The 26,519-nt window shown below is 26.2% G+C and carries 36 protein-coding genes; 6 read left to right on the forward strand and 30 right to left on the reverse strand.

Annotated features, from left to right (window positions below; genetic code table 11):
* Window positions 1-74: 74 nt before the first annotated feature.
* The 11 genes from GFJ41_RS03940 to GFJ41_RS03985 all read right to left on the reverse strand — a co-directional run bounded on the left by GFJ41_RS03940 (window position 75) and on the right by GFJ41_RS03985 (window position 9,163).
* Window positions 75-1,316 carry a sensor histidine kinase gene (locus tag GFJ41_RS03940; RefSeq protein ID WP_206001494.1) on the reverse strand — a complete coding sequence of 414 codons (1,242 nt, stop codon included), beginning with the start codon at window positions 1,314-1,316 and terminating at the stop codon, window positions 75-77.
* Entirely contained in the window at window positions 1,306-1,983 is a 678-nt protein-coding gene (locus tag GFJ41_RS03945; protein ID WP_170074668.1) for a response regulator transcription factor, read from the reverse strand. Before GFJ41_RS03945 ends, GFJ41_RS03940 begins: the two co-directional genes overlap by 11 nt.
* A gap of 146 nt (window positions 1,984-2,129) precedes the next feature.
* Window positions 2,130-3,242: a DUF1648 domain-containing protein gene (locus GFJ41_RS03950; protein ID WP_170074669.1), complete on the reverse strand. Its 1,113-nt coding sequence runs from the start codon at window positions 3,240-3,242 to the stop codon at window positions 2,130-2,132.
* Window positions 3,242-3,625, reverse strand: a complete 384-nt coding sequence (locus GFJ41_RS03955; protein ID WP_021431269.1) for a GntR family transcriptional regulator — start codon at window positions 3,623-3,625, stop codon at window positions 3,242-3,244. The genes GFJ41_RS03950 and GFJ41_RS03955 overlap by 1 nt, the downstream gene beginning before the upstream one ends.
* 144 nt (window positions 3,626-3,769) lie before the next feature.
* Window positions 3,770-4,777 (reverse strand): sensor histidine kinase, encoded by a 1,008-nt coding sequence (locus GFJ41_RS03960; RefSeq protein WP_035116138.1) that lies wholly within the window; start codon window positions 4,775-4,777, stop codon window positions 3,770-3,772.
* Window positions 4,774-5,442, reverse strand: coding sequence for a response regulator transcription factor (locus GFJ41_RS03965; protein WP_021431271.1), 669 nt, complete (start codon window positions 5,440-5,442; stop codon window positions 4,774-4,776). Before GFJ41_RS03965 ends, GFJ41_RS03960 begins: the two co-directional genes overlap by 4 nt.
* A gap of 282 nt (window positions 5,443-5,724) precedes the next feature.
* Entirely contained in the window at window positions 5,725-5,886 is a 162-nt protein-coding gene (locus GFJ41_RS03970) for a hypothetical protein (RefSeq protein ID WP_021432973.1), read from the reverse strand.
* A 101-nt stretch (window positions 5,887-5,987) separates the two neighbouring features.
* The gene (locus GFJ41_RS03975) at window positions 5,988-6,533 is read right to left on the reverse strand and encodes a GNAT family N-acetyltransferase (RefSeq protein WP_052169140.1); all 546 of its coding nucleotides are present in this window, start codon (window positions 6,531-6,533) and stop codon (window positions 5,988-5,990) included.
* 151 nt (window positions 6,534-6,684) lie between these two features.
* Window positions 6,685-7,113, reverse strand: a complete 429-nt coding sequence (locus tag GFJ41_RS18850; protein ID WP_263349580.1) for an HAD-IC family P-type ATPase — start codon at window positions 7,111-7,113, stop codon at window positions 6,685-6,687.
* Entirely contained in the window at window positions 7,070-8,266 is a 1,197-nt protein-coding gene (locus tag GFJ41_RS03980; protein ID WP_264318546.1) for a heavy metal translocating P-type ATPase, read from the reverse strand. The genes GFJ41_RS18850 and GFJ41_RS03980 overlap by 44 nt, the downstream gene beginning before the upstream one ends.
* 255 nt (window positions 8,267-8,521) lie before the next feature.
* Complete coding sequence (locus GFJ41_RS03985) at window positions 8,522-9,163, reverse strand: DUF305 domain-containing protein (RefSeq protein WP_170074670.1); 642 nt, start codon at window positions 9,161-9,163, stop codon at window positions 8,522-8,524.
* Window positions 9,164-9,615: 452 nt separating this feature from the next.
* Between GFJ41_RS03985 and GFJ41_RS19595 the strand changes: the two genes are divergently transcribed.
* Entirely contained in the window at window positions 9,616-9,768 is a 153-nt protein-coding gene (locus GFJ41_RS19595; RefSeq protein WP_263346454.1) for a DUF378 domain-containing protein, read from the forward strand.
* A 166-nt stretch (window positions 9,769-9,934) separates the two neighbouring features.
* On the opposite strand, the gene GFJ41_RS03995 is transcribed toward GFJ41_RS19595, so the two are convergent.
* From GFJ41_RS03995 to GFJ41_RS04020, 6 genes are all read right to left on the reverse strand, one after another.
* A complete protein-coding gene (locus tag GFJ41_RS03995) occupies window positions 9,935-10,507 on the reverse strand; it encodes a manganese catalase family protein (RefSeq protein WP_035116135.1) in 573 nt (190 codons plus the stop codon).
* A 42-nt stretch (window positions 10,508-10,549) separates the two neighbouring features.
* Window positions 10,550-10,813: a spore coat protein CotJB gene (locus GFJ41_RS04000; RefSeq protein WP_035116132.1), complete on the reverse strand. Its 264-nt coding sequence runs from the start codon at window positions 10,811-10,813 to the stop codon at window positions 10,550-10,552.
* Window positions 10,814-10,822: 9 nt separating this feature from the next.
* Entirely contained in the window at window positions 10,823-11,032 is a 210-nt protein-coding gene (locus GFJ41_RS04005) for a spore coat associated protein CotJA (protein ID WP_035116127.1), read from the reverse strand.
* Between the two features lie 362 nt (window positions 11,033-11,394).
* On the reverse strand, window positions 11,395-12,111 hold the full coding sequence (locus tag GFJ41_RS04010; protein ID WP_170074671.1) for a manganese catalase family protein: 717 nt from the start codon (window positions 12,109-12,111) through the stop codon (window positions 11,395-11,397).
* A 249-nt stretch (window positions 12,112-12,360) separates the two neighbouring features.
* The gene (locus GFJ41_RS04015; RefSeq protein WP_021429232.1) at window positions 12,361-12,546 is read right to left on the reverse strand and encodes a hypothetical protein; all 186 of its coding nucleotides are present in this window, start codon (window positions 12,544-12,546) and stop codon (window positions 12,361-12,363) included.
* Between the two features lie 62 nt (window positions 12,547-12,608).
* Entirely contained in the window at window positions 12,609-12,815 is a 207-nt protein-coding gene (locus tag GFJ41_RS04020) for a DnaA ATPase domain-containing protein (RefSeq protein WP_170074672.1), read from the reverse strand.
* 199 nt (window positions 12,816-13,014) lie between these two features.
* On the opposite strand from GFJ41_RS04020, the gene GFJ41_RS04025 reads away from it, so the two are divergent.
* The gene (locus GFJ41_RS04025) at window positions 13,015-13,656 is read left to right on the forward strand and encodes a Type 1 glutamine amidotransferase-like domain-containing protein (RefSeq protein WP_170074673.1); all 642 of its coding nucleotides are present in this window, start codon (window positions 13,015-13,017) and stop codon (window positions 13,654-13,656) included.
* Between the two features lie 95 nt (window positions 13,657-13,751).
* Here GFJ41_RS04025 and GFJ41_RS04030 read toward each other — a convergent pair whose 3' ends face one another.
* The 4 genes from GFJ41_RS04030 to GFJ41_RS04045 form a co-directional block, all read right to left on the reverse strand.
* Window positions 13,752-14,483 (reverse strand): sugar phosphate isomerase/epimerase family protein, encoded by a 732-nt coding sequence (locus tag GFJ41_RS04030; protein WP_170074674.1) that lies wholly within the window; start codon window positions 14,481-14,483, stop codon window positions 13,752-13,754.
* Between the two features lie 147 nt (window positions 14,484-14,630).
* Entirely contained in the window at window positions 14,631-14,900 is a 270-nt protein-coding gene (locus GFJ41_RS04035) for a GNAT family N-acetyltransferase (protein ID WP_170074888.1), read from the reverse strand.
* A gap of 344 nt (window positions 14,901-15,244) precedes the next feature.
* Window positions 15,245-16,258, reverse strand: a complete 1,014-nt coding sequence (locus GFJ41_RS04040; RefSeq protein ID WP_170074675.1) for a DUF4932 domain-containing protein — start codon at window positions 16,256-16,258, stop codon at window positions 15,245-15,247.
* 574 nt (window positions 16,259-16,832) lie between these two features.
* Complete coding sequence (locus tag GFJ41_RS04045; RefSeq protein ID WP_170074676.1) at window positions 16,833-17,291, reverse strand: GNAT family N-acetyltransferase; 459 nt, start codon at window positions 17,289-17,291, stop codon at window positions 16,833-16,835.
* Between the two features lie 378 nt (window positions 17,292-17,669).
* Here GFJ41_RS04045 and GFJ41_RS04050 point away from each other — a divergent pair, with 378 nt between their 5' ends.
* On the forward strand, window positions 17,670-18,020 hold the full coding sequence (locus GFJ41_RS04050) for a hypothetical protein (protein WP_170074677.1): 351 nt from the start codon (window positions 17,670-17,672) through the stop codon (window positions 18,018-18,020).
* A 461-nt stretch (window positions 18,021-18,481) separates the two neighbouring features.
* Here the strand turns inward: GFJ41_RS04050 and GFJ41_RS18455 are convergent, their stop codons facing one another.
* Window positions 18,482-18,637, reverse strand: a complete 156-nt coding sequence (locus GFJ41_RS18455; RefSeq protein ID WP_226890214.1) for a hypothetical protein — start codon at window positions 18,635-18,637, stop codon at window positions 18,482-18,484.
* Window positions 18,638-18,642: 5 nt separating this feature from the next.
* Window positions 18,643-18,978: a hypothetical protein gene (locus GFJ41_RS04055; protein WP_206001495.1), complete on the reverse strand. Its 336-nt coding sequence runs from the start codon at window positions 18,976-18,978 to the stop codon at window positions 18,643-18,645.
* 160 nt (window positions 18,979-19,138) lie between these two features.
* Here GFJ41_RS04055 and GFJ41_RS04060 point away from each other — a divergent pair, with 160 nt between their 5' ends.
* From GFJ41_RS04060 to GFJ41_RS04070, 3 genes are all read left to right on the forward strand, one after another.
* Window positions 19,139-19,309, forward strand: coding sequence for a hypothetical protein (locus GFJ41_RS04060; protein WP_170074678.1), 171 nt, complete (start codon window positions 19,139-19,141; stop codon window positions 19,307-19,309).
* Between the two features lie 3 nt (window positions 19,310-19,312).
* A complete protein-coding gene (locus tag GFJ41_RS04065; protein WP_170074889.1) occupies window positions 19,313-20,386 on the forward strand; it encodes an MFS transporter in 1,074 nt (357 codons plus the stop codon).
* Between the two features lie 95 nt (window positions 20,387-20,481).
* On the forward strand, window positions 20,482-21,237 hold the full coding sequence (locus GFJ41_RS04070; RefSeq protein WP_170074679.1) for a sugar phosphate isomerase/epimerase family protein: 756 nt from the start codon (window positions 20,482-20,484) through the stop codon (window positions 21,235-21,237).
* A 163-nt stretch (window positions 21,238-21,400) separates the two neighbouring features.
* Here GFJ41_RS04070 and GFJ41_RS04075 read toward each other — a convergent pair whose 3' ends face one another.
* From GFJ41_RS04075 to GFJ41_RS04105, 7 genes are all read right to left on the reverse strand, one after another.
* Window positions 21,401-22,171, reverse strand: coding sequence for a class I SAM-dependent methyltransferase (locus GFJ41_RS04075; RefSeq protein WP_170074680.1), 771 nt, complete (start codon window positions 22,169-22,171; stop codon window positions 21,401-21,403).
* Between the two features lie 37 nt (window positions 22,172-22,208).
* Window positions 22,209-22,436 carry a hypothetical protein gene (locus GFJ41_RS04080; protein ID WP_035116114.1) on the reverse strand — a complete coding sequence of 76 codons (228 nt, stop codon included), beginning with the start codon at window positions 22,434-22,436 and terminating at the stop codon, window positions 22,209-22,211.
* Between the two features lie 117 nt (window positions 22,437-22,553).
* Window positions 22,554-23,360 (reverse strand): nucleoside phosphorylase, encoded by an 807-nt coding sequence (locus GFJ41_RS04085; protein ID WP_170074681.1) that lies wholly within the window; start codon window positions 23,358-23,360, stop codon window positions 22,554-22,556.
* 54 nt (window positions 23,361-23,414) lie between these two features.
* Window positions 23,415-24,062: a class I SAM-dependent methyltransferase gene (locus GFJ41_RS04090; protein WP_170074682.1), complete on the reverse strand. Its 648-nt coding sequence runs from the start codon at window positions 24,060-24,062 to the stop codon at window positions 23,415-23,417.
* A gap of 27 nt (window positions 24,063-24,089) precedes the next feature.
* Window positions 24,090-24,659 (reverse strand): GNAT family N-acetyltransferase, encoded by a 570-nt coding sequence (locus GFJ41_RS04095; protein WP_053832007.1) that lies wholly within the window; start codon window positions 24,657-24,659, stop codon window positions 24,090-24,092.
* Window positions 24,660-24,811: 152 nt separating this feature from the next.
* Complete coding sequence (gene ribH, locus GFJ41_RS04100) at window positions 24,812-25,273, reverse strand: 6,7-dimethyl-8-ribityllumazine synthase (RefSeq protein ID WP_021432998.1); 462 nt, start codon at window positions 25,271-25,273, stop codon at window positions 24,812-24,814.
* 38 nt (window positions 25,274-25,311) lie between these two features.
* Window positions 25,312-26,508, reverse strand: a complete 1,197-nt coding sequence (locus tag GFJ41_RS04105) for a bifunctional 3,4-dihydroxy-2-butanone-4-phosphate synthase/GTP cyclohydrolase II (protein ID WP_035116108.1) — start codon at window positions 26,506-26,508, stop codon at window positions 25,312-25,314.
* Between the last annotated feature and the right edge of the window lie 11 nt (window positions 26,509-26,519).

Below are 26,519 nucleotides of genomic sequence, written 5' to 3' on the forward strand. Positions count from 1 at the left end.
ACTTTTTTAAAAATAAAAGCCTTATAGTAAGCAAAAAATAAACTTACATTTTGGTAATACTTAGAATACAGTTTCTATTTTTTAGGAATGGAAAGAGTAAAAGTACTTCCTTCTCCATATTTAGATACAGCAGATATTTTCCCGTTTAAATTAGATACTAATACTTTAGCAATTGATAACCCTATACCAGATCCATCTCTATTAGATTCTCTTTGAGAACTAGCCCTAAAAAATCGATTAAAAATTTGTGATAGATCTTCATTTTTAATACCTATCCCAGTATCTAATACATCAATTATTATATTTGTATTTTCATCATATATAGTAACTTTTATTATATCTTCATTATTTGTGTATTTTATAGCATTATCAATAAGTATTATTAATATTTGTTTTAACTTCTCCTTATCACTAAATATAATTTTGTCTTTTGATTTATATTCAAACTCCAGCTTTTTATGTTGTAATTCGCATATATCTTCATATTGTTCAGTTATATCATATACCATAGATTTTAAATCAACCTCAGATTTATTTATAGTTACGATAGCATCTTCTTTTGTAAGTTTTAGCAAGTCAGAAACTAATTTATTAAGACGTCTTACTTCTTTCATAACAATTGTTAAATTTTTCATCTCATCTTCAACGCTATTACTTGGCCTTTTTATTATACTTTCAATTTTAGAAAAAATTATGGTAAGTGGAGTTCTTAATTCATGAGAAGCATCCTGTACAAATAAAGCCTGGGTTTTCCAAGATTCCTCTATTGGTTCTAAAGATTTTCTAGTTAAAAATTTGCTTGCAATAAATATAACTGCACAAGCTATAACTGCCGAAATTATAAGCACATGTCTAAGCTTAGCTAAAAGTCCCTCTTCAATATCCACTAGTTTGATTATCTCAATAGTATATGGCCCACTGACTTTTTTAAACTCTCTGAAGCTTGAACCTTCATACTCATAAGAAATTATACCTTCCTTTAAATTTTTACTTTTTTCATATGGTTTCATGTAGTTAGTAATATCGTATGGATATGACTTAATGATTGTCCCATTTTCCCACACATATACTAAGCTTCCTTTTGACATCATATGAATATCATCCCTATTAGGAATTGGATTTCTTTCACCATGTATTAAATCATTTTCAGTTTTTTGCATTTGCATTTGTAGGTCTTTATCAACTCCATTATAAGTTAAATCATAAAAAAACTTATATATAAACAAAGCAAATACTATAAAGACGATACCTACAACTATCATATTTATTGTAATTAATCTTTTTCTTGTATTTTTTAATATATTTTTATTCATCATCAAATATATATCCTATTCCTCTTTTCGTTTTTATATATTTATTATATCCTTTACACGCTAAATTTTTTCTAAGACCACTTATATGAACCTCTACTATTTCCAGCGGAATATCACATTCAATTCCCCAAATTCTATCATATATTTGTTCTTTTAATAAAACTTGACCTTTATTCATTAAAAAGTATTCCAAAATATCATATTGTTTCTTGTATAGTTCTATTTCCTCTCCATCTATATATACTTTTCTAGAATTTAAATTTATCTTTAAGCTCTTAAATTCTACTATATTTTCGCTAGATATTGCTCCTGTTGTTCTAAGAATTGCGTAAACTCTAGCTATTAATTCCTCCATATAAAATGGTTTTGTTATATAGTCATTTGCCCCTATTGAAAATGCTCCAACTTTATCATCTAACTCTTCTTTTGCTGTTAGCATTATAACTGGCGTCTTAACGCCTTGATTTCTTAATGACTTTAATATTTCTATTCCGCTTAAATCAGGTAACATTATATCTAAAATTATAATATCATATATATTTCTCTCTATATTATACAAAGCTTCTTCTCCGTTATTAAAAACTTCAACATTAAAATTGTTTTGATTTGATAATTCTTCTTTTATAGTATCTGCCAAAATAACATTATCTTCCACCAATAAAATTCTCATTAATTGTCCTCCTAAGTTTATATCAATATAGTAATTATATACGCTTTACCTTTAATTAAACTTAAAGTTTTTTGTTTATTATTAATTTATATAACATAAATAAAGATAAAAGGACTACATAAATTTGTAGTCCTTTTATCTTTATTTTAAAATCCAATAATACTCACTATAATTAATAAAACTAATAATACACAAAGCCACTGACTTTTTTTATTTGCCATATTAAATGTCCAACCAGCACCAATCCTTTTTTCAACCATAAATGATGGGTCTTCTTTGTTATAATATATAAATCCATAAATCCATTTTTCATCATCACTTTCTATTATATATGAATTTTTATTTTTAGACTTCAATGTAGATATCATTATCATAATATATATTAAATAAATTATAGATATCATAGGTAAAAATATACTTATAAAAAATATTAACGTTGGTATGTTACCTCCACTAACTAGAGACCATTGCATAGGTATTATAGTTAATTGTATACTTAAAGTTAATATCCAAAATGCGTACCCCATTTTGCTTAAATATTTTAAAGCTTTTTTTCTAATCTCTTCTTTATTTTCGGTATCTATATAGCTTCTAGATCCTATAGTTTCAATTGTTAAATAACTAAACATTAAAACCATTGCTATATCTAAAATATTTAACATAAAAACATTTTTAAATGTTTTTGGAGCAAATGTATCTGCTTTACCTTCTATTCCCCAATGAGTTGGGATAGTTTCCGGTAGACTATTATAATTAAATACAACATATGCAAATGTTATTAAAGATATTAGTATACATATACCAAATAAAATTTTAAACTTATTCTTAACTTTAGATTTTTCACTTATAAATTTAGTATCTATAGACATAGTTTTGGCATTTGCATCTTTATCCTTATGACTATTAGATGTATTCAATAATTTACTTTTTAAGTGAATTACATCTATATAGCTAGATCTTAAATAATAAAAATCTAGTATTAAATACAATATTAAGATAAATGTCAATGCTATATCCTCATTAAGATTAAATACTTGATGGCCTAGTAATGCAAGGATTACTAATACTACTAAAGTAATATTTAATTTCTTTTTATAACTTCTGTCAATTTTCTTTTTATCAATTTCTTCTAGCTCTATATTTTTAACGTATACTCCATAAAAATAATTTTTACCACTTAAAGCCTGAACATAAAGCATTAATAGATGAATGATTACTATTGTTGGAATCATCACAATAAAAATTGCTAAATTTCCCATTATTTTTTCACCCCATATTTTTCAAAATAATTTTCACATAAGTCTATAAACTCGCTTTTATCTATCCCTTTTAAATAACTCTCTGCTACTAAAAGTTCTATTTGATCTTTAATTTGATTGAAATTGTTAATATCCTTATCTATAGGAAGATTATTAATCACTGCACCTTTTCTTCTATCAATACTTATATATCCTTCATCCTTTAAAAGGTTATATGCCTTACTCACAGTGTGCAGGTTTATTCCAATTTCATCAGCCAAACTTCTAACAGACGGAAGAGACTCATAAATTTCTAATTCTCCATTTGCAATTGATTTTATAACTTCTTCTCGTATTTGTATATAAATAGGCTTATCACTGTTAAAATCTAAGTTTAATATCAAGTTGTCACATCCTTTCATATTTTTAGATATATATTCTATCTGTTATATAAACAATATAACAGATAGAATATGAACGTGCAATATTTTTCTAAAAAAATAAACTAACAAAATAAGAATAACATCCTCACTTTATTAGTTTATTTTCTAAAGGTATCTTTCGCCTAGAGGGAATACTAATCTTACAGTCGTTCCTTCATCTAATTTTGAATCTAATTCAATATTAAGTCCTAATTTATTGCATAATTTTTTACATACATACAAACCTATCCCTGTTGATTTAGAATATGTACGTCCATTTTCTCCTGTAAATCCTTTTTCAAAAACTCTGCAAATATCTCGTTCACAAATGCCTACACCATTATCAACTATATTTAGCACAATATTATTCTTATTCAATACACAGTCTAAATTTATACTAGGATTTTCATTCTTCGAATATTTTATAGAGTTAACCACAATTTGATTTATTATAAACTCAACCCATTTAGGGTCACTATAAACTGTATGATCTATATTTCCTATATTGATAGTAATCTTTTTATTAATACAAGACCTAGCATTTTTTCTTATTACTTTTCTAATAGAGTTTTCTAGGCTAAAAGATTTAACAATATAATCTTTATTTACATTATTACTTCTTGAATAATATAAAACTTGTTCAACATAATCTTCTATCTTTTGAAGTTCCTCTTTTATATAGCTAGGAATCGTATCTGAATTATTTTCTACAAAGAGCATCGTAGAAGCTATAGGTGTTTTTATTTCATGCACCCAAGTTTCAATATACTCTTTATAATCGTTTTGCATATTTTTATAATAATTAACGTTATCTCTCATTGATTTATTAGTTTCTTTTAATATATCATAAATTAAATATTCATTTAGATTTTTTGGTTTTTCTATAACTTCTGATAGTAAAAACTTTTTATCTAAATTTTCACATATACTAATTACATTATCAAAATATTTTTTCTTTCTTCTAAAATCAATAATCATGTATGATAAAAATGGACCTACCCATATAACAATTAATAAGAAGATAAGTTGATAACTAACATTTGATGCTAATAACCCTATAGATAATATAAATATTATCATAAAGTTTATTATTAAAAAAATTAAATTATCTTTTATATAATCAACTAGTTTCATCTTAATATATATCCTAATCCTCTTCTAGTTTCTATATAGTCTTTTAAATCTAATTCTTCTAATTTTTTTCTTATTCTTGTCATATTTACAGATAGAGTATTATCATCTATATAAACATCTGAATTCCACATATAATTCATTAAATCGTCCCTTGATACTATTTTTTCTTTATTTTTCATAAGGTGAGCTAAGATTTTTATTTCATTTTTACTTAACTCAACACTTTGTCCAAAAGCAGTTATTGTACCTTTAGATAAATCCAAACTTAAATCTTTATAAACCAGTACATCTGAACTAACATCTGTGTAAGTTCTTTTAAGAACGGCACTTATTCTAGCTAGAAGTATTTGAGTATTGTATGGTTTAGTTATAAAATCATCTGCACCTAAGTTCATACTCATAAGCTCATCTATTTCACTATCCCTACTAGTTACTATTATTATAGGTATATTTAGTGTTTTTCTTACCTCTCTACATATATGGAATCCATCATATACAGGAAGATTTATATCTAGTAATATAAGTTCTGGTCTTTCTTTTTCTATATCTTCTAATATATTTTCGAAATTTTCACAAGCAATTACATTATATCCATATCTTGTAAGTAATGATTTTAACTCTTCTCTTATAATTTGAGAGTCTTCTATTATCATTAGTTTATTCATTTATAGCCTCCTTAAACTGTTCTTTCTTAATAGTTTATCATTTATAGAATTATTATTAAAGTATTACATTTTTTTATGTACATTACAAATAATTTAATTTTCTGAATATTCTTTTGTTTTCTATCATAATTATAAATATCTCAATTAAAAAACTTTACTTCATTTTAAATTTATAAAGGCAAGAATACACAGTACAAAACTATGTATTCTTGCCTTCTTTTTTGTTACTAAAAATTTTCAATCATTTGTTCTATTTAAATATCCGTAGAAGCTTTATTTTAATTATTTGATATTATCTATTTTTTTCTCAATTACATCAAGTCTTTTGTTTATTAGTTTTATATTAGATACAAATTTTTTTATTAGTTTATAAATTAATACAGGAATTGCTACAATTAAAATTGTATTAAATATTTGAAAAAATAATTCATATGTAAAACTCATAATATATTACTCCCCTCCCCTTTTTATAATATAAGTAAACTCCCTCATTGTAATGATTCCCTTGTAAATCATATCATATTATAATACAGATTAAAAACTAATTACTTTTCAAAAATAGCAAATATATTTAAATCTTGTTGTTTATCTCTAAAATTAGCATATTTCTTTAATAATCCTTCATGCTCAAACCCGAAGTTTAATAATAACTTTTCAGAATGCTTATTTTGAGGGTAAACAATAGCTTCTATTCTTTCCAATTCCATGAATTCAAATCCGTATTTCAAAATAGCACAAATCGCTTCACTTGCATAACCTTTATTCCAAAATGCTTCACCAAGTTCATACCCTACTTCTGCTCTAAAATGATTTTTATTCCAACAATGAAAACCGCATGTTCCAATAATTCTATTTGTTTCTTTAAGTTCTATTCCCCATCTGATAGACTTTTGATCCTCAAATGCTTTATGAAATTTCAAAATAAGATCTTCTGCTTCAGATAAATTCTCCATTGGGTATTTTCCGTAATATTTAGTAACTCTTTCTGAAGATAGGATTTCAAATAAATCATTAATATCTTTAGTTTTTAACTCTCTAAGTATAAGTCTGTCAGTTTCTATTATTGGAAATTTGCAACTAATTTCATTCACCTATATTCCCCCTCTAAATATTTATTTTATAATTTACTGTATTTATTTACCCCTTTATATATTAGTATTTTTTATTAAACAAAAAGAGCATCATTCATCGATGCTCTTTTTGTTTAATAAAGTTTTATAATCTTATAAAATTAAAACTATACTATTGTATATATTTTCTATCATATAATAATGCTGCATTTAATACTACCAATACTGATCCTACATTATGAACAAGAGCTCCAGTTACTGGATTAAGTAATCCTATTACTGATAAAATTATTGCAACAATATTAATTACCATAGCTGCAATAATATTAAACTTAATTGTTTTTAGTGTAGCATTAGATAATCGTTTAATATATCCTATTTTACTAATGTCATCTCCCATTATAGCAATATCAGCTGCTTCAATTGCAATATCACTGCCTATAGTTCCCCTTGCAACTCCAACTGTAGCAGTCTTAAGTGCTGGAGCATCATTAACACCATCTCCAACCATACATATTAATTGCCCTCTATTTTGAATATTAACTATCTCTGATACTTTATCTTCTGGAAGTAATGATGATTTTATCTCCTTGTATACCAACTTTATTTCCTATGTACTCAGCAGCCTTTTTATTATCTCTAGTCAATAGTATAGTGTCTGAAATTCCACTTTTTAAAAGTTTATCTATCATACTATTTGCATTTTCTTTTATTATATCCGAAAGAGCAATAATTCCTATGACAGATCCTTGTGTTGATGTAATGACAATAGCTTTTCCCTGTCCTCTTAATTCTGAAATTAAATTATTAACCTCCTCAGACATTAACTTTTCATTTCCACATAATATCCTTTTATCTTGGATTTTGGAACTTACTCCCTTTCCAACAACCATAGAAAAATTTTCTGTATCAAAAAGATCAATTTTTTTCTCTTTTGCAAATGAAATTATTGCCTTTCCAATAGGGTGTTCTGATCGAATCTCTGCTGATCCTACAATTTTTAACAACTCATTTTCTGAAACCTTTATAGGAATAATATCTGAAACAGCTAGATTTCCATGAGTTAATGTTCCTGTTTTGTCAAATGCAACCACATTAATTTGACCCATGCGTTCAAGCGCTTCACCTGATTTTATCAAAACTCCAAATTTTGTTGCCTGATCAATCGCAGCTACAATAGATGTTGGAGTAGCAAGAGCTAGCGCACACGGACAAAATACTACAAGGACTGTAACAGCACGGGTAATATCTTTAGTTACAAAATATGTGATAATAGCTATAACACATGCCGTTGGTACAAACCAAGTTGAGAATTTATCTACAGTTCTTTGCATTGGAGCTTTGTTATCCTCTGCCTGCTTTACTAATGATATCATCTTATTTAATGATGAATCTGAAAATGATTTGCTAACTTTAATATCTATTGAACCAAAACAATTAATTGTTCCTGTATATACATTGTCTCCCTTAATTTTATCAACAGGCAATGATTCTCCAGTCATAACAGACTGATCTATAGATGTTTGCCCAAATTCAATTATTCCATCAGCTGGTATAGTCTCTCCTGGTAAAACTCTTATAATATCATCAACTTGTAATTCTTCTGGATCTACAATTTCTTCTTTTATAGTTCCATCTAGTTTATAAGTAATTCTTCTACCTTTAGTAGGAACAAGTTTTAAAAGTTGTGTAATACCTTTTTTAGTACGGTCTGAAGTCGCTATTGGTTTTTGGGCAAATGGAAAAAACCTCAATTATAATTTTTTTAACACATGGGCATGATTTTTATACACAAATTCCAATAAAGCTTACAACTTTCAATAATTAATTTTAATAAAATGGATATATGAACTGAATAATAAGAAATAAAAAAGTATATCTATATTAAATCATTAAGATTTATAAGATATACTTTTTTATTTCTTATTATTCATATTATAACGTTAGTAATTATAGTATTTAACTTATTTGTAATTACTTTATATAATACTTTTTATAGTAATTTTTATTTATTTTTCCATACTATTTATAATTTCTCTCATTTGTTTTATTTCAGCTTTTTGCGACTCAATGATATTTTGAGCTAAATCAACTACATCTTTATTATCTGTATACTTTAAAACAATTTCAGACATAGAAACAGCCATTTCATGGTGTTTTATCATTTCCATAGCAAAAGCTTTATCTACACTTTTTACATTGCTCATATCATTATTTTTATGCTTATTAAGCAAATTATTGTATTTTTTGAAGTAATCTTGTTCTTTTTTTTCATCTACCTTTGGATTTAATTCAATGCGTTTAATCATATCTTTCATTTGTTCTATTTCTTTACTTTGATTTGTTATCATACTTTCAGCTATTTTTTTTATTTCTGCATTTTCCCCACCATACTTAAGTAAACTTTCAGACATTTCAATTGCTGCTTTATGATGTGGAATCATACAATACAAGAAATCTATTGCTGTATCTCCTGTGTGTTTTATATTTTTCATATCTTCCATCATTATACTCATTTCTGATTTTTGTTCATTTAAGTACTTTTTAATATTATCATCTTTGTATACAATACTGTTTTTTTTGCTAAATCCTAAACTTGCAAACACACAAACTAAAAGTACTATAATATAAAATATTGATTTTTTATTCATATTTATTCTCCTATTATTTTAATATTATAAGTTTGTGTTAGTTTTGCCTAAATACTTATAATTAATTATTCCAATAACTAGCATCTAGTTTATTTTTTAATTGAAACTATAATTAAAAGATTCATTAAGCAACAATATATATGAACTTAATAATAAATAAAAAGTGTATCTATATTAAATCATTAAGATTTATTAGATACACTTTTTTATTTAATTCATGAAGAGTTAGAAAATGTCTAAGTAAATCACAAGTCTAAACCTGATATGTCAATACTATATAAATACATATCGTTTATACATATTATTATCATATATTATATTTTTATAATTAGTAATTAATTAAATAAAAGTAAAAATATACTAATTGATTGAATATATTTATATTTTATTACATGGAAATTATTTATAATATTTGTATAATTCTAGTTTTAGTTGGAGCTCTAAATTAGTGTATAGTTAGCTTATTTAAATTTGACGTAGTTGCTGTTTTATTTGCAGGTAGTGGAGAGTTTGGAAATATAAGTAGTTTTAGTAGAATAATATATGGTCTAGTAGGGTTAGCTGCAATTTATGTTGGGTTTGAATACTTTTTTAATATGATGTAGTCTAGTTACATATTTATAAAATAATCTTTAAACATAAAAATAGGAGAGCCGTTAATAGCTCTTCTATTATCTTCCGCTGAAATATATGTAAGTATAAATTATTAAAACGGTTAATAATTTATACTTGTTCTATAAATAGAACTAAAAACAAAATTCTAAGTTTAATTTAGAAGCATTTTTTAGATTCTGTAAACTCATAAACATCCATTAAAGCTTCTCCGAATCTTTGATAATGGACAATTTCCCTCTCTCCTAAAAATCTTAATATATCTTTTAAATCAGGGTCATCAGTTAAGTTTATTAATTGATAATAAGTTGCAAGCGCTTTTTGCTCAGCTGCCATATCTTCATGTAAATTAGTCACTGAATCTCCGAACACATTGATATAACTTGTTGTAAAGTTTACTCCATTAGCATCTACAGGTTGAAGGCCTTGTCCAAAAGTTGCATAATTAGGACCCAATCCAGCAGCTTTAAGCTCCTTAGGGCTAGCATCTTTCATCAATTGATATAGTATTGAAGAAATTATTTCAACGTGTGCTAGTTCTTCTGTTCCTATATCTGTTAAAAGTGCACGAGACTTTCCAGTAGGCATAGTATATCTTTGTTGGAGATATCTAAGTGCAGCAGCTAGTTCTCCATTTGGCCCGCCTAATTGAGTCATTATGAATTTAGCCATTCTTGGGTCTGAATTTTTTAAGTTAACCGGATATTCTAATGTTTTTTGATAAATCCACATCTAAATTTATTCCTCCTCGTTAAAAATATAAAATTATTTATTTTATTCATAAAACTCGTTATCCCATGGCCAAGGCTCATCTACCCATTTCCAATAACATGGGCTAGATTCATAGCCAAAGTTTGTTAACACTCCATATTTAGATTCATAAGCCTCTCTAGCTTGTTCAAATTTTTCGCTATACTTGTTATATAATTCTAGAGCATCTTCGTCATAAGGATTGTTATCTAAATATAAATTCAATTCTATACATGCAAAGTTATATTCTAATATTGCATCTAAAAGTTCTCTTCTAGTTAATCTCATCACTATCTATCACCACTTTTTTGATTTAACTCTGTTTTCAGGATTTTTGTATAACCAAGAATTATAATTGTTTGACTCTATTAAATATAACTCAGGGAATAAAGTACCTCTTTTTAAAGCTTTACTTACATCATATGCTCTAGTAAATACTTGAAAATTTACATATGGCCTAGCTAATTCGCAGCCACAATTTTGTTTGACACCTCTTGAACTTTCCATGAGCACTCTCCTTGAATATTTCTATAGATTAAACAGAGTTTATAATGACTATAAATTTTAGTTAGTTTAAAGTTTTGTATTCAAATCTTACCCATTTTTGAAAAACTCTGTTCTTTATATATTATTAAAATCCGTCTCAATTTGTGACAAAATTCGACATTAGAAATACAATTCAATTCACAAAAACTAAATCTATCTTACTATAACTCTTAGAAATAATTTTTATTTTAAAAGTCAAGGGTTAAACATTGATATTTAATTTAATGCAAAAAAGCATTAAAGTTAATGCTCTTAAAATCCATTTACTTAGGATTCAAAAACATTAACTTTAATAAAAATAATTATATCATCTTTTAATTAACTTATTTTTTATTGTCTTTGTCTTTTCCAACAGGAACACTATCATTTTTTATAGGTGTATCAAATGATGGTGGAGTAATATTTATTTTAGTATCATGATTAGGTCCAGGAGTTGATAAGTCAAAGTATAGTTTAGAATCTTCTGTAACTCCAAAATCTCTATTTGAACCCGTGTCCTTAACCTTATTTAAAGCATCTCTAAATAAAGCATTATGTGCTTCTTCTCTATTAAGTAAGAAGTCTATAGTTTCTCTAACATATTTATCTTCAATTTGTCTATATAGATACTCATAAACAACTTTAGCTCTTTGTTCTGAAGCTATATTAGATAATAAATCTGCAACTAAATCACCTGTTACAGTTACATAATCTGCAGTCCATGGAGCTCCTGATGAATTTATAAGTACAGGTGATAATCCAGTTAATACATGAGTTTCTATTTCTCCTGATTCAACAGCATTAAAGTTTACATCATGACCGTTAAGTAAGTTTATAGTTTGAGCTACCATTTCCATATGACTAAGCTCTTCTGCTGCTATATCCATAAATAAATCTTTAATAACAGGATCTTTGATTCTAAAACTTTGAGCCATATATTGCATTGCTGCTTTAAGTTCCCCATTACCACCGCCTAGTTGTTCTTGCATTAACACTGCATATTGTGGATTAGGCTTTTCCACTTTTACTTCCCTTAGTAATTTCTTATAATGTTTAAACATTAGATATGTACCTCCATTTAAGTTTCTCTAAAAATATATTTTCCTTTCGATTGAAATTTATTCATGTATAAAACATCAAAATTTAAAATATACTATATGTAAATCTAAAATAAGTTTAAAGTTTTATAATCAATAAAAGTGTATATTAATATTTTTATGATTTTTAAAAAACTCAGAATATTTTCTGTAATAAAAATAAAATAAGTTTTTAATATAAAAAAGACTATCTAAAAGATAGTCTTTTTTATATTATTGAAATCTTTCAATTTGTTTTTGTAGCTTTTGAGCCTGTAATCCTTCTTCTTCAGCAAATTCTTTAAAACATTTACTTAACTCTTTATCATCTACACTGTCAGCGTATTGCATAAAATCCCTTACTTTTTCTTGAGTATCTAGTAATGCTTTTTTTAAACAATCTTGTGTGTTCATTTCCATAATTGTTACCTCCTAAAGTATTTTTTAATATTATTTATCTATTAAATCTTTATTATTCATAGTTATAAATCATCTAATAAAAGTGCATTTGCCCTTTTGTATCTACCAATAATCCTTTCATATTCTTCAATATCAATTACATTTTGTTTAATCTTAGTTATAGCTTCTCGATAATACATATGTAAAACTCCAACACAATTATCCATAAGTTTATTTGCAATCGATGATGATAAATGAGTTTTACCTGAGCCTACTTCTCCTAAAAACATTATTAAATTATTTCTAGTATTTTAGTGAATAGTATTTTTAATAATACCCACAAAAACATTTGTTTTACCGGATATTTAGTTAATCTTAAATTTATAATCAAATTAAAATTAACAATTATTATATTATGCAAGTTAAGAATAATTTTGCTAAGATACATACTAAATTTATAAGAAGGATAAAAAATAGAGGAGGTATGAGATGAGTATTTCATTTTTAACTAGTGGATTTCCTAATGGATTTACAGATGAGTTTATTAAGTGTATAAAGTATTTTTATAATAATAATGGATCATTTACATTTATTGCATCAGATTTTGAACAGCACTTAAAAACTGATAAATATATAGAGATATTTCTAAAAATGTTTGAAAGCAAAGGAATAGTATTTAATAAGTCCTATATAATAGACAGTAGGACTACATCTCAAAAGGCTATTCAATACATAGATAAATCAGATATTGTGTGGATTTCAGGAGGAGATACGTTAAAACAGATTAGAAATCTTAAAGAATACAACTTGATTCCATCTTTACAGAATAGAAATGGAATTACTATTGGAATGAGTGCAGGCTCTATAAACATGGCTAAAAAAGTAGTTCTAGCAAAGGATGTAAATGATAATATACCAGAATTATCTATTTATAGTGGAATAGGACTTGTAGATATTAATGTTGAGCCTCATTTAGATTCTGCAAGTGAAGAACATATGAAAGAAATTTACGAAGCATCTCACCATACTGTAATTTATGGAATTTGTGATAATTCATTTATAAAAATAGTTAATGAATCCATAGAGATCTATGGAACTTACTTTAAGTATGAACATATTCCTTACAAATAAAATTTTATCATAAATTATAATTAGCCAAGAACTAAAAACTATTACTCTTTTAGGTTCAATAAAATATAAGTTTTATTGAACCTAAAAAGAACTTTCTATTTTGCACTAATAATATTCTCTATAATTTTTTTAGAATTAACTATATCTGAATCATCATTAGCTATTTCTAATATTATTTTACCTTCATACAGATTTAATATATTTTTAAATATGTATTCAAAATCTATTTCCCCATAGCCAATTGGTAGATGTTCATGTAAAATATCAAAATGTTTATCTGCTATATGAAGTATTTTAGGGTTTTTACAACTTACCATCTCCCTTATATGCTGCATATTATCGATATGAGCTATATCTAATATAAATTCTAGTTCTTCATTTTCCTTAAATATCTTTTCTATCTCATGTGTATCTGTAAATATTGGATCTAACTTACTATTATTTTCTAAAAATACAGTTATACCATAAGGTCTATATATATCTAGTGTAAATTTAATCATCTTATCTAATTTTTCTAAAGTATTCTCATCTATAGATTCACTTTGACATATAGGATGAATTATAATCTCTTTATGATCTAATTCATTCAATATATCTAATAGTTTTGGTATATGCTCTTCAAACTCGTTTAAGTCTAAGACGGCATGTACTATGGTTGGAAATTTATAATATTTTATTGTATTTATAAAATCACCATCATCCTTGTGTAGAGAAAGTCCCCTATTATCATACCATAATTGCATCAAGTCAAAATTGTTCCTCTTCGCAAATTCAACTTCATCCTCATATCTGTTGAAAAATCTAGCTAAACATCCTATTTCAATCAAACCTAATCCCCCTTTTTATAAATACTTAATATCATCTTAATTAATTTATGAAATCCCTTTTGTTATATTCATATTTAATAAAACGTAAACTCACCCATCTAATATTAATACCAAGTAATGTAAAAATCTTTTATTGTGTAACATGTATTATATAAGTTTTTTCACAAAAATTAATTTATCATTATCTCTACTATTTAATTGAAATCCTAATTTTTCTGCTAACTTTATAGAAGCTATATTTTCAATATCAATAGATGCCTCTAGTATTTCTATTGATGAATTTGATTTTAAATAATCAATTATTGAGTTTAAAACATTGCTCATTATCCCTCTTCCCCAATAACTCTTTTTCAAATTATAACCTATCTGAACTTTATTCTTATCAAACTCAAAATGGTGAAGTGCTATAGTTCCTATAAAATCATTTGTCTATTTATCTATAACAGTCCATCTTATAAACTACTTATTTGAAATAGCTTTATTTATAAGTTTAATATTATTTTTAGCATCATCTAAGGATTTTAATAAATTATCCATATCATATCTCATAACCTCTCTATCCCCATAAATGCTTTATATATCTTCATAGTCATTTTCACTTATATTCCTAATTATATAATTCTCTATATCGAGCTTTTCAAAATTTACAAATAATTTATTCATTTTTATTTATCCCATAACTTTTTTATTTAAATTAAACCTGTTATGACATATTATTTTTTTAATAAATATATATATATTATAATTTAATTAATAGCTTTTTAAATTTTTTCTGAAAATACAGCTATTAGATCTGGGTAAAAATCATCTAGAGTATTATAAATACCTCTATTATTTTCATAGTATTCTAGTTTTTTTATTATACTTTTTATGTACCTATACCCTAAATCATACTCATATTCAATCCTATTATTTATATATTCTTTTTTATTATGTTTTTTTAACATGTATATAGCAATTGCCCGAACTATATGTTCATTAACACACTCCTCCCAATCACTATATCCTGCAAATTTATCATCTTTATATTGTTTTAAGTAACTATATACATTATTGTAGCTATTTATTAATTTTATATGTTTCTGGCTTAAAGGATTTATAACTGGATGACTAAGTTCATGAAAAATAGTATTACATAACTGACCTTTATCGAAATCATTACTTTCATCGTTTATATCTAGTCCATAACAAGTATAAATAGAATAAACATGTATCTTATCTTTTAATTTAAAATGTATACCAAAATTCCCTTTACATAAATTGCTGACAATAAAATTATAAAGAATATTACTAGCTCCAAAAAAATTATTTAATTCATCTATAAATGAATATCTATTGAGACAATTATTCATAAAAGAAATACTATTACAATAGTAGCTTTGAGTTTTATGAAAAAACTTATCAAATTCAGTATCTTTTCTAAAATCATTAAAAAGTTTTATAAATTTTTCTATATCTGTTTCTCCACCACTCATAGAAACAGATTGTTCACTTAGTTCATACTTACTTTCTAAATAATTTGATGATTTTAGAGATAGAGACAACTCCATAGGTCTCCCTAAGAAAAATCCCTTTTCGATCATTTTATCTAATTGGTCATATATCTGATGATCTGCAAATTTTTTAAAGTACAAATCTATTTCTTCAGTATATGAATTTTTTTCGTCTACAATAGGTGCAAATCCAATGATATTTTTACAAATATCATTATATTTACTGCTATATAAAATAATATTCATCATCTCTACTTGCAAATTTACTTCTACATTTATCAACGTTCTATCCCCCCTTAATATATATCAGTATAGATTTACTTACATAAAATTATATCAGAATAGATAATGTATTACTTATCCACTAAAACAGATATTTATCATTTATATTTAAATTATATAAGCATCACTAAATACCTTTTCTTTAGCTAATTTAACCTGAGTTAAAGCATTGTTTTATCTCTTTAAGCTCCAATATAAAGCATCCTTATCTATTCTTAACATTTAAGACTACTGCGTCCACAAACCACTTCAATCTCTTTCTGACAATGACCTAAGCTAATGTTTGTATTACATACTTCCAATACAACTTATACGACCTTCACATTTTGTGTAATCAACTAAATATGTTAAGTCAAATTTATATATTTAATAATACTAATAGTAAAATCAACTTGATTTAGGTATGAAACTACTTTCGGGGTATCACTCATTAGACAAAACCATTGCTACGCTATCCAATACTATTAAAACTATATATTTTAAAAGTACTTTATTAATTAAAAAACTGTACACTAAAATATAACTTTAATTTCATGTACAGTCATTTATGTAAATTCAATCTATTTTTTAATTATTATCTATGTCCGTCTAATCTAGCCTTAGTATATCCCATATATGTCATTGTTGAACTATTATTTATTTGAGGAATTTCAAATCCACATTTCTTATAGAAATCATAGTTCTCTGGAGTTGTATGTGCCCACCAATTCCCATGGGGTAACTTTTCCAAGCACATGCACACAAGTTTTTTACCTATACCTTTTCCTCTGTACTCTTCTTTTACGGCTAGGTCTTGGATTGTTGCAGTCATAACTCTATCTGACACAACCCTTACCATACCTATCATATCTTCTTTATCCCATATAGTAAAAACCCATGATGAATTTTTAAAACATATCTCATACTTTTCATCTAGCCATGATGGTTGACTCGTAGATATCCAACCAACCTCATTGTACATGTTTTTAATCATATCTCCTTTAAGCCCTTCTGCACCCTCTCTAATAATAAAACCTTTATAATATTGATACATAAAATCACCCCTAATTAAACAATTCTAAGCTTTAATACGATTGTAAAATACGTTTCCACTAAATAAATATCTTATTGAACATTTATATTTAAATTACATAAACATCGCTAAATCCCTTTTCTTTAGATAATTTAACTTGATTTAAAGCATTATTTTTTCAATTCAAACCTTCTATAAAATATCATTTATGTCGGTATTATTATCGTTTAAATATTTGTTTTTTATTTTAGAATACTTATTATATGTTAATATATTAAAAAGGAATTTATTGTAATCAAACAATTCTCTTCTTAAATAATTATTCTTTAGACAATATATATCAACGATCTAAAAAAACTATAATTAATAAAAATTCAACTAATATTTATGGGGGTAAAGATGAAGAAAGCTATACTACTTCTTAGTGTGATTTTATCAATAATATTTGTAACAGGGTGTTCTAAAAATAATGGCATAGTTGGAAATAATGATGATGAAATTTTAAAATACTTATATAAAAGTGATTTTATGAATACTATAGGAAAGGATAATATAACTATTGTAGATACTATCTATATAGATAATTCTAAAGTAATAGGATTTTTATCTAATACAGGACAAGGATATCTAGTATATGAAAAAAATAAAAAAGGAAACTATATACTTACTGATAATGTAGCTCAAGGCATCACACAGGGTGATTTAGGAGTTTCTCACTTTATAGGTAAATACAATTTAATAATGGTTTAGAAAACAGTGATAATGCATATATTGTAATTTCAAATGGAGATACCGTTTCAAAGGTAGAAATATCAATAAATGGACGTATTTTTAATAAATCTCTGAAAACTGGCAAACCTTCTATGATTTTACTAAAAGATATGGTCCCTAAAAGTGAATATAAAGATGGGGTAAACTTTGATTGTAGATATTTTGATATAAATAACAATGAATTAAAAAATGAATAATCTGGGATCTTAAAAGAGATTGAGTAATAGTGTTTAGTCAAATAAAAATTAGTTTCTAAACATGTATTTGGTCTTAGTCTTAAATTAGGATAAATAGGTAAAAGTGTATCAATTGAATTCAACAGATACACTTTCCTTATTTTTAATTGCTTTTTTCTTTTTAAATATTTGGTTTTATTCATTAGTTTATTTTCCACTAATAATTATAAATGAATTTTTAATATTATTAATTACATATTTAACTTATTTTAAGTTTAATACATATGATTTGCCATTTTTAGTTTTACCAGATTGTTTAAAGCCAAAACTCTCAAATAGTTTTTGAGAGCATATATTATAATCATATATTTCTTGAACATTTATACATTCAAGTTCCAACTCTCTCGCTCTTAAAATCAATGATCTTAAAACACCTTTTCCAATCCCCTTATTATGATATAGTTTATCGCTATAACAATTGGTAAATTATCTTTACACAAAGCCACATCCCCAATAGGCTTATATTTATTTTCTTCTAAAACTTCTATAAAATATAATTCTCCTCTACAATTTAAATACTCATACATCCTTTTAAGCTTTTCTTTTGTATATACACTAGCAGCTGGCCCATCAACTAGCTTTACTAGTTCTAAATCTTGATACCATTGAAGTGCAAAATTATAATCATCATCAAATCTTCTTAATCTTAATTTACTGTCTATGCAAATTATTTGCAGTTGGTTTATTTTATCAATAGGCATTTAATCCTCCTTAAATTTGTTTTGTAGTTTCTATAATAAATATCAGTTAAATACTATTCATAAAAGTATCTTATATTTATAATTTTCTTTTAATACCACTTAACTCCTGCTACACTTTAAGTAGAAGTTTGAAAATTCATTTAATTTAAAAGAGGTGTATATGAATAAAAGTTTATTAAAAAATAAGGATTTTAGTTTATTAATGGCTGCAACCTTTATATCTACAGTAGGTACAATAGTACAAAATACTGCACTTTCATTGTACGTTTTAGATACTACTCAATCCAGTGTAAAATTTGCAAGTGTATTGGTATTATCATCACTATCATAACTAATATTAGGACCATTTTGTGGGGTTATATCCGATTGGGTTGATAGGAAGAAGTTTATGGTAATTTTAAACATTATTAGTGCTATGGTAATAATAGTTCCAACAATCTTGTTATTTAATAACAAAATAACACTAAGTGTAATATATGCAATAGTTATTACCTTAGGATTTATAATGGCATTTTATTCACCTACAAGTGCTGGAGTAATAAGAATAATAGTAAAAGACAAGAATCTATCTGATGCATACGCTGTAAATTCTTTTATTGACTCAATAGAATATATGATAGCTCCAATGATAGGTGCTATTGTTTATAGCTTATTTGGATTGAAAATTATATTTTTACTAAATGGCTTAAGCTTTATTTTAGCTGCTATTTTACAGTTTAAAATACATATACCTCTTAAAAAAGAAACTATAGATAAGTTAAGTTTTAAAAAATTCAATTCTGATTTTATTCAAGGAATAACATACATTTTTAATAATAAAAATCTGTGGTATTTAGCTGTTACTATTATGCTTTTTAATTTCTTTTCCGCTCCTTTGTTCTCTGTAGGAACGGGATATATAGCTAAACTACAATTTAAAGTAAGTAATGAACAGTTTTCACTAATAGAAACTATAGGCGTCATAGCCTCATTTATGGGTCCAGTTTTATATGCATTTACTAAAAATAAAATATCACTTCAAAAACTATTTCAATTATCAATATTTATATCTGCAATACTTATATTATTAATCTCATTAATAAGTACTAATTTTATAAACAACTTATTGGGTTCATATGTACTGTACTTAATATTATTTTTTATAATAAGTTTAGTTGAAGGACCTCTTAATATTGCAATTATGACCTTAATTCAAAACTCTATAGATATTAAATATATAGGTAGATCTAACGGAATTATCACTACAATGTTTATTGGATTAGTTCCATTAGGACAGTTGTTCTATGGAATGTTATTTGATTATATGTATATAGCTATTCCATATGTCATTTCAGCTATTGCATATATTGCTTTAATACTGTTTTATAGACGAAAATGTATACTATTGTGTAAGCATAATATTGAATAAGTAAAATAATTTCACCTAAATTATATTAACATATATTTTTATTACTATTTTGCTAAGCTTTAAATAAAAAGAGTATTTTAAAGGGGGTTAATTAATTGAAAAATATAGTTATAACTGATAATTGTAATCCTAAGTTTGCATATAACTTAAGTAAAAAATATAATCTAGGTATTGAGGTTCAATCATTTCATGATCCTTATATATTAGAAACAAATCCTAATTTAAAAATTACATATAAAGAATTATTTAAAAACTTTAATTATAGTAAATCAATTCATGCTCCATTTTGGGAATTAAATTTAGGCAGCAAAATGAGAGAAATTACTGAAGTAACTATTAAAATGTTTGATTTTACATATACTATCGCAAAAGAACTAGGATGTACAGATATAATCGTTCATAATGGTTATATACCCAATACTTCATGGGAATCAGCTTGGATAGGAAGAGCATCTGAAAAATGGATTTCATTTTTAGAAAGTAGGAATGATATTAATTTTTATATAGAAAACCAATTTGAACTAAACAGTTCTATCATATGTAAATTAGTTGATAAAGTAAATTTAAGTAACTTCAAGGTCTGTTTAGATATGGGTCATGTTAATGCCCATTCAGAAGAATCACTAATTAATTGGATAGAAAATCTAGGAAATAGAATCGGATACGTTCACTTGCATAATAATAATGGAAAAATAGATGAGCATAATGGATTAGATAAAGGCAGTATTGAAATATCTAGCGTATTAGAAAATTTAGAAAATCACTCACCAAATGCTATCTGGTGCCTTGAAACTTGTGAGTCAGATATAGAAAGCTCTTACTTAATTTTAGAAAAGTTTATAAGACTTTAAAATAAATGACCTTATAATCAAAAAAGATTTTAAGGTCATTTTTATATTTATACTTTTACATATAAAATGCTTTTAAGCTTTTCAATATATTCCTCTCTTGCAAACTCTAACTTTTCTAATAATTTTATACTAGGTTCATTGAGTGGATCAACGATGTGATTAATTATAATTTGATTGCTTTAGTTGCAATAAATGTGTCAATATGATTATCTAATAATCCATCCCCTAATTTATCTTCATAAAAACCACTAATTACAAAACCAACATCTATTTGACCACCTATTTGACTTTGTAAAGAATGCCCAAATTCTAATGTATCTTTTGTTTCTATTCTTTCTTCTAACTGGTCCTTTGGAAGCTGTTCTATATCAGAGTATGGTATGCTGTTTCTTACAATAAGTTTATTATTTTTTTCCCATTCGTATAAATCAAATATATATGAAATAGGATTTGCAAATCCTGATATTAATACTCCCCCTGGCTTTAAAACTCTATAACACTCAGCCCATACCTTTTCGATATTATCAACAAAACAGTTAGAAACTGCATGAAATATAAAGTCAAAAGTTTCATTATCAAATCTTGATAAATCCCTCATATCACCTTGTTCAAGGTTTATATTTAAATCATCTCTATTCGCTACCATTTTATCTTTTGATAATTGTTCTTTGCTGTTATCGAAAACAGTTACATTAGCTCCAAGCGCTGAAAATATAGGTCCTTGCTGCCCTCCTCCAGATGCCAGGCATAATAGATTTTTTCCTGATACATCTCCAATCCAATTTTTAGGAACAGCTTTTGTTGGTGTTAATAATATTGTGTACTCTCCTTTTTTAGCCCTTTCAATATCGCTGGAACTTACGGGTATTGTCCATTTGTTTCCTATTTTAACTTCATTATCCCAAGCAAGTTCATTGTGTTTTCTTATATCCATATGTACCCCCTACTATTTGTTAATACAATTATATTCTCTAAATCATTAAATATATAAAAATAATTAGAATCAAAATTCCTATAAACATTTGAACCTTCTTATTGTTCTTATAATTCATCAATGTCATAACACTTAACAACGTTATAAATAATAAGGCTATGAGCATTATAGGTATTTCCATCAGCCCAAATAATTTTAAAATTACTAATAACATTGAAACTAATGAAATTATTGATGCTAAGTTAGATAAAAATTCTTTTTTCATATGAATACCCCTTTAATATAATTGACTTAAACGCTCTTTCTACCTATATATAAACAATGTTTACTATATCCTATTAAGTTGGTATTCTCACAAGTATCTAAGTGATATGTATATGTTTTATTCATTTAAATTAACACTTAAACTTGAAAGTTGTCTATTGTAGCCAATACACCATGCTAACTCCATAGCAAGTGTAGCAATTCTATCCTTTTGTAACGTATTGGCCTCATTTGATAGACTTCTTGCATCCCATTCTTCACAGTCTAAATTATCTGCTGCGTAGAAAAAATGAAATATATCTTTTTCTCTAAATTGAGCAAGAGCTGCAAGTGCTGAACATTCCATGTCTACACAAATACATCCTTGTGATTTTCTCAATTTAACCTTATCATGTGTCTCTCTATATATTCCATCTGTTGTCCACACTTTTCCTATATGGTATTTCAAATTATAATGATCTAGTATATTTTCAAATACATCTACATATTTTGGATTTACATCTATTTCATTTGAATGTGGTGCATAATGAAAACTAGTACCCTCATCTCTCATAGCTTTATTAGGTATGATTATGGAACAGTCATCTATAGATGAATCGAGTACACCGCAAGTACCGAAAACAATTAATTTTTCAGCACCCATTGCAAAAATATCTTCTATTACTGCAACACAGCCTGGAGCACCAACATAAGATGTAAACAAAGCAACTTCAAGACCCTTGTAATTTGCTTTGTAAATAGGAATTTCCATATTTGCTATATAAGTTGAAGTAATTTTAACAGCATTGAGTTCATTTACCAATCTATCAAATGTAAATTTTGAAAAACATGATACTACAATTTTAGGAAATCCATCAATTGGTTTAATAATATCAAAAGCATTAATTATAGCAGATTTATTTTTATCGAACTCTTTAAGTATCATATATTCCTCCTGAATTCTTATTTGTATAATATCAAACTTTTAAGTAATAATAATCTATTCTACCTTTTTACCTATATATTCTATTGTATGATGATAATGATTGCCTATTTCTTCATCTATATCTAGTTCCATACCTGAACTTACAGATAATACCTCTAACCCTTTAAAAAGTTCTAAAACTTCATCTGAATTATCATAATAATATCTATAGCAATCATAGTCATCAAAGTATAAAGTATTTTTCTCTCCACAAGATTTATCTAAGTTTTTAATATAATAATCATCTAATGTTGAAAATGCAGTAAAATATACAATTCCATTAGGTTTTAATCCTTTTTTTATATTATTAATAATTAAATCAATCTCACTTTTTTTAAAGAAATTTAGTACCCATGAAACTATTATTAGAGAATATGAACCTTCACTTATATCAAAGTTTCTAATATCCATTACCTTTGCTTTTGTATTTAAGTTTAATTGACTAGACTTTTGTATATACTTATTTATATTTTGATGAGAAATATCAATTGCTTCAACATCAAAACCTATCTCTGAAAAAAAGAGTGAATTCCTGCCGCACCCTGTTCCTAAGTCTAAAACCTTGCCTTTCTCAATTAATCCTAAATATTCTATAAGTTTATGTTCAGGCTCATCTCCATATAATTCTTTTATTGATTTATATAGCTCTATCCAATTCACCATAAAATCCCCCTAGTTTTAAAATATAATTTAATTAAGTTTATTTTCTAAAATCGATATTATATATGGTGATTTAAATTCATTAGCTAATATGTCCATGTATACTTCATCATATTTGTTGCAACCAATAATCTTAGCTTCTCTTAATCTTCCCGCTTCTTTAAAGCCAATTTTACTATAACATTTTATTGCTTGCTTATTAAATGAGTATACTTTAAGAAATATATTATTCAAATTTAGCAAATTAAATCCGAAATCTAATAATAAACTTAGTGCTTCTTTTCCATACCCATTTCCCCAATTATCCTTATCTCCTATAAATATACCGACCTCACCAATTCTATTTATATAATCTAAACTTGGGAACCCAACATTTCCAATAACCTCATTTGTTTCTTTAAGTATAATAGCAAAATTAAACTGTGCTTTTGACAATCTCTCTAATGCATTCTTTTCAGATTCTTCATCAATTAACATACTTGCAAATGTCATTCCTATAGCAACATCCATATCATTTACCCATTCTGCATATTTAACATAGTCTTCTTTATCAATTGGAGATAAATATATTTTTTTACCGATTAGCTTTTTTAAATACATACGCATTCCCTCTTTTCAATTTGTGTTACTATAAAATATTAAACTAAATAAATATATATCCTTTCGAGTATATAATTTATATATAAAAATTATTTGTTAACGTAACAAAATAGCTAAACCGTAAATAATGGTTTAGCTATTTTTATATTTTATTAAATTAATTTTAGTAAATTAGCCATCTCAATAGCTGTAACTGCTGCATCATATCCCTTGTTTCCAGCTTTAGTACCAGCTCTTTCTATAGCTTGCTCTATTGTATCAGTAGTTAAAACTCCAAATATTACAGGTAACTCCTCACTCAGTGATACAGATGAAATTCCCTTAGAAGCTTCTGCACATACATAATCAAAATGAGGTGTTGATCCTTTTATAACAGCTCCCAAGCATATAACAGCATCATACTTTTTAGACTGTGCCATTTTTTTAGCAACTAATGGGATTTCAAAAGCCCCAGGAACCCAAGAAACTTCAATATTATCTTCATCTACTCCATGTCTTTTTAATCCATCTAACGCCCCACCTAATAATTTAGATACTATAAACTCATTAAATCTACCAACAACTATTCCTATTTTAATATCTTTAGCTACTAAGTTACCTTCTATTATTCTCATATACATATCTCCTTTAGTTTAATTTATGTAATTTGCAATTATGCTAATAAATGCCCTAGTTTTTCTTTTTTTGTTTTTAAATAAAATTCATTAACATCATTATGATTCATTTGTATAGGTACTCTTTCTACTATATCTATCCCATGTTCACTTAAATCATTTATTTTTCTTGGATTATTTGTCATTAACCTAAGTTTTCTAGCTCCTAAATCTTTAAGTATTTGAGCACCTATAAAATACTCCCTCATATCTGCTTTGAATCCTAGTTTTAAATTTGCATCTACTGTGTCAAACCCCTCATCTTGTAAGGCATATACTCTTAGTTTATTTATTAGACCTATCCCTCTACCTTCTTGTCTTAAATATAATAATATCCCTTTACCTTCTTTTGCTATTGCTTTCATAGCTGCATCATATTGTTCTCCACAATCACAACGTTTAGAGCCTAATACATCTCCTGTTAAACATTCAGAGTGAACTCTTGTTAATACTTCATCACCTGGTAAAATATCTCCCATTACTAAAGCTACATGATGCTCTCCATTTAACTTATTTATAAATCCATACATTTTGAAATCTCCATATTTTGTTGGCATATTTGTTTCAACAACTCTTTCTATATGACATTCATTACTTTTTCTATATTCAACTAAGTCTTTTATAGTTATAATTTTAAGATTATGTATTTTACAAAATTCTATTAACTCATCAGTTCTAGCCATAGTTCCATCCTTACTCATAATTTCACATATTACTCCTCCTGGTTTTAACCCAGCTAACCTAGCTAAATCAACAGCTGCTTCTGTATGTCCATTTCTGACTAAAACTCCACCTTTTCTAGCTTTTAGCGGAAATATGTGTCCTGGTCTCCTAAAGTCATTTGGAGTAGATTCTTTTTCTAATACCTTTTGTATAGTTAAAGCTCTTTCGTAAGCTGATATACCAGTTGTTGTTTCTATATGATCTATACTTACAGTAAAAGCAGTTTCATGATTATCAGTGTTGTCTTTTACCATTTGAGGTATATTTAGTCTTTTTAAATATTCCTCAGTAAGTGGCATACAGATAAGCCCCTTACCATAAGTTGCCATGAAGTTTATAGCTTCAGGAGTTACCTTTTCTGCGGCCATTAACAAATCTCCCTCATTTTCTCTATCTTCATCATCTATAACTACAACTATCTTACCATCCTTTATATCTTCTATTGCCTCTTCAATGTGATTAAATTTATACATTTTTTCTACCT

It is taken from the genome of Paraclostridium dentum (assembly GCF_012922555.1).
Classification (GTDB): Bacteria; Bacillota; Clostridia; order Peptostreptococcales; family Peptostreptococcaceae; genus Paraclostridium; species Paraclostridium dentum.

Bases quoted from the DNA above. Each gene is read 5' to 3' on its own strand.
- GFJ41_RS04025 (WP_170074673.1), top strand. From the start codon at position 13,015: ATGAGTATTTCATTTTTAACTAGTGGATTTCCTAATGGATTTACAGAT.
- GFJ41_RS04010 (WP_170074671.1), bottom strand. From the start codon at position 12,111: ATGTTTAAACATTATAAGAAATTACTAAGGGAAGTAAAAGTGGAAAAG.
- GFJ41_RS04005 (WP_035116127.1), bottom strand. From the start codon at position 11,032: ATGGAAAGTTCAAGAGGTGTCAAACAAAATTGTGGCTGCGAATTAGCT.
- GFJ41_RS04060 (WP_170074678.1), top strand. From the start codon at position 19,139: ATGAATAAAAGTTTATTAAAAAATAAGGATTTTAGTTTATTAATGGCT.
- GFJ41_RS03995 (WP_035116135.1), bottom strand. From the start codon at position 10,507: ATGTGGATTTATCAAAAAACATTAGAATATCCGGTTAACTTAAAAAAT.
- GFJ41_RS04020 (WP_170074672.1), bottom strand. From the start codon at position 12,815: ATGTTTTTAGGAGAAGTAGGCTCAGGTAAAACTCATTTATCATCATCG.
- GFJ41_RS04095 (WP_053832007.1), bottom strand. From the start codon at position 24,659: ATGTATTTAAAAAAGCTAATCGGTAAAAAAATATATTTATCTCCAATT.
- GFJ41_RS04080 (WP_035116114.1), bottom strand. From the start codon at position 22,436: ATGAAAAAAGAATTTTTATCTAACTTAGCATCAATAATTTCATTAGTT.
- GFJ41_RS03940 (WP_206001494.1), bottom strand. From the start codon at position 1,316: ATGATGAATAAAAATATATTAAAAAATACAAGAAAAAGATTAATTACA.
- GFJ41_RS04105 (WP_035116108.1), bottom strand. From the start codon at position 26,508: ATGTATAAATTTAATCACATTGAAGAGGCAATAGAAGATATAAAGGAT.
- GFJ41_RS03960 (WP_035116138.1), bottom strand. From the start codon at position 4,777: ATGAAACTAGTTGATTATATAAAAGATAATTTAATTTTTTTAATAATA.
- GFJ41_RS03970 (WP_021432973.1), bottom strand. From the start codon at position 5,886: ATGAGTTTTACATATGAATTATTTTTTCAAATATTTAATACAATTTTA.
- GFJ41_RS04015 (WP_021429232.1), bottom strand. From the start codon at position 12,546: ATGGAAATGAACACACAAGATTGTTTAAAAAAAGCATTACTAGATACT.
- GFJ41_RS04075 (WP_170074680.1), bottom strand. From the start codon at position 22,171: ATGGATATAAGAAAACACAATGAACTTGCTTGGGATAATGAAGTTAAA.
- GFJ41_RS03945 (WP_170074668.1), bottom strand. From the start codon at position 1,983: ATGAGAATTTTATTGGTGGAAGATAATGTTATTTTGGCAGATACTATA.
- GFJ41_RS03985 (WP_170074670.1), bottom strand. From the start codon at position 9,163: ATGAATAAAAAATCAATATTTTATATTATAGTACTTTTAGTTTGTGTG.
- GFJ41_RS04090 (WP_170074682.1), bottom strand. From the start codon at position 24,062: ATGGTGAATTGGATAGAGCTATATAAATCAATAAAAGAATTATATGGA.
- GFJ41_RS03950 (WP_170074669.1), bottom strand. From the start codon at position 3,242: ATGGGAAATTTAGCAATTTTTATTGTGATGATTCCAACAATAGTAATC.
- GFJ41_RS04045 (WP_170074676.1), bottom strand. From the start codon at position 17,291: ATGTATCAATATTATAAAGGTTTTATTATTAGAGAGGGTGCAGAAGGG.
- GFJ41_RS03965 (WP_021431271.1), bottom strand. From the start codon at position 5,442: ATGAATAAACTAATGATAATAGAAGACTCTCAAATTATAAGAGAAGAG.
- ribH (WP_021432998.1), bottom strand. From the start codon at position 25,273: ATGAGAATAATAGAAGGTAACTTAGTAGCTAAAGATATTAAAATAGGA.
- GFJ41_RS04085 (WP_170074681.1), bottom strand. From the start codon at position 23,360: ATGATACTTAAAGAGTTCGATAAAAATAAATCTGCTATAATTAATGCT.
- GFJ41_RS04000 (WP_035116132.1), bottom strand. From the start codon at position 10,813: ATGAGATTAACTAGAAGAGAACTTTTAGATGCAATATTAGAATATAAC.
- GFJ41_RS04050 (WP_170074677.1), top strand. From the start codon at position 17,670: ATGAAGAAAGCTATACTACTTCTTAGTGTGATTTTATCAATAATATTT.
- GFJ41_RS04055 (WP_206001495.1), bottom strand. From the start codon at position 18,978: ATGCCTATTGATAAAATAAACCAACTGCAAATAATTTGCATAGACAGT.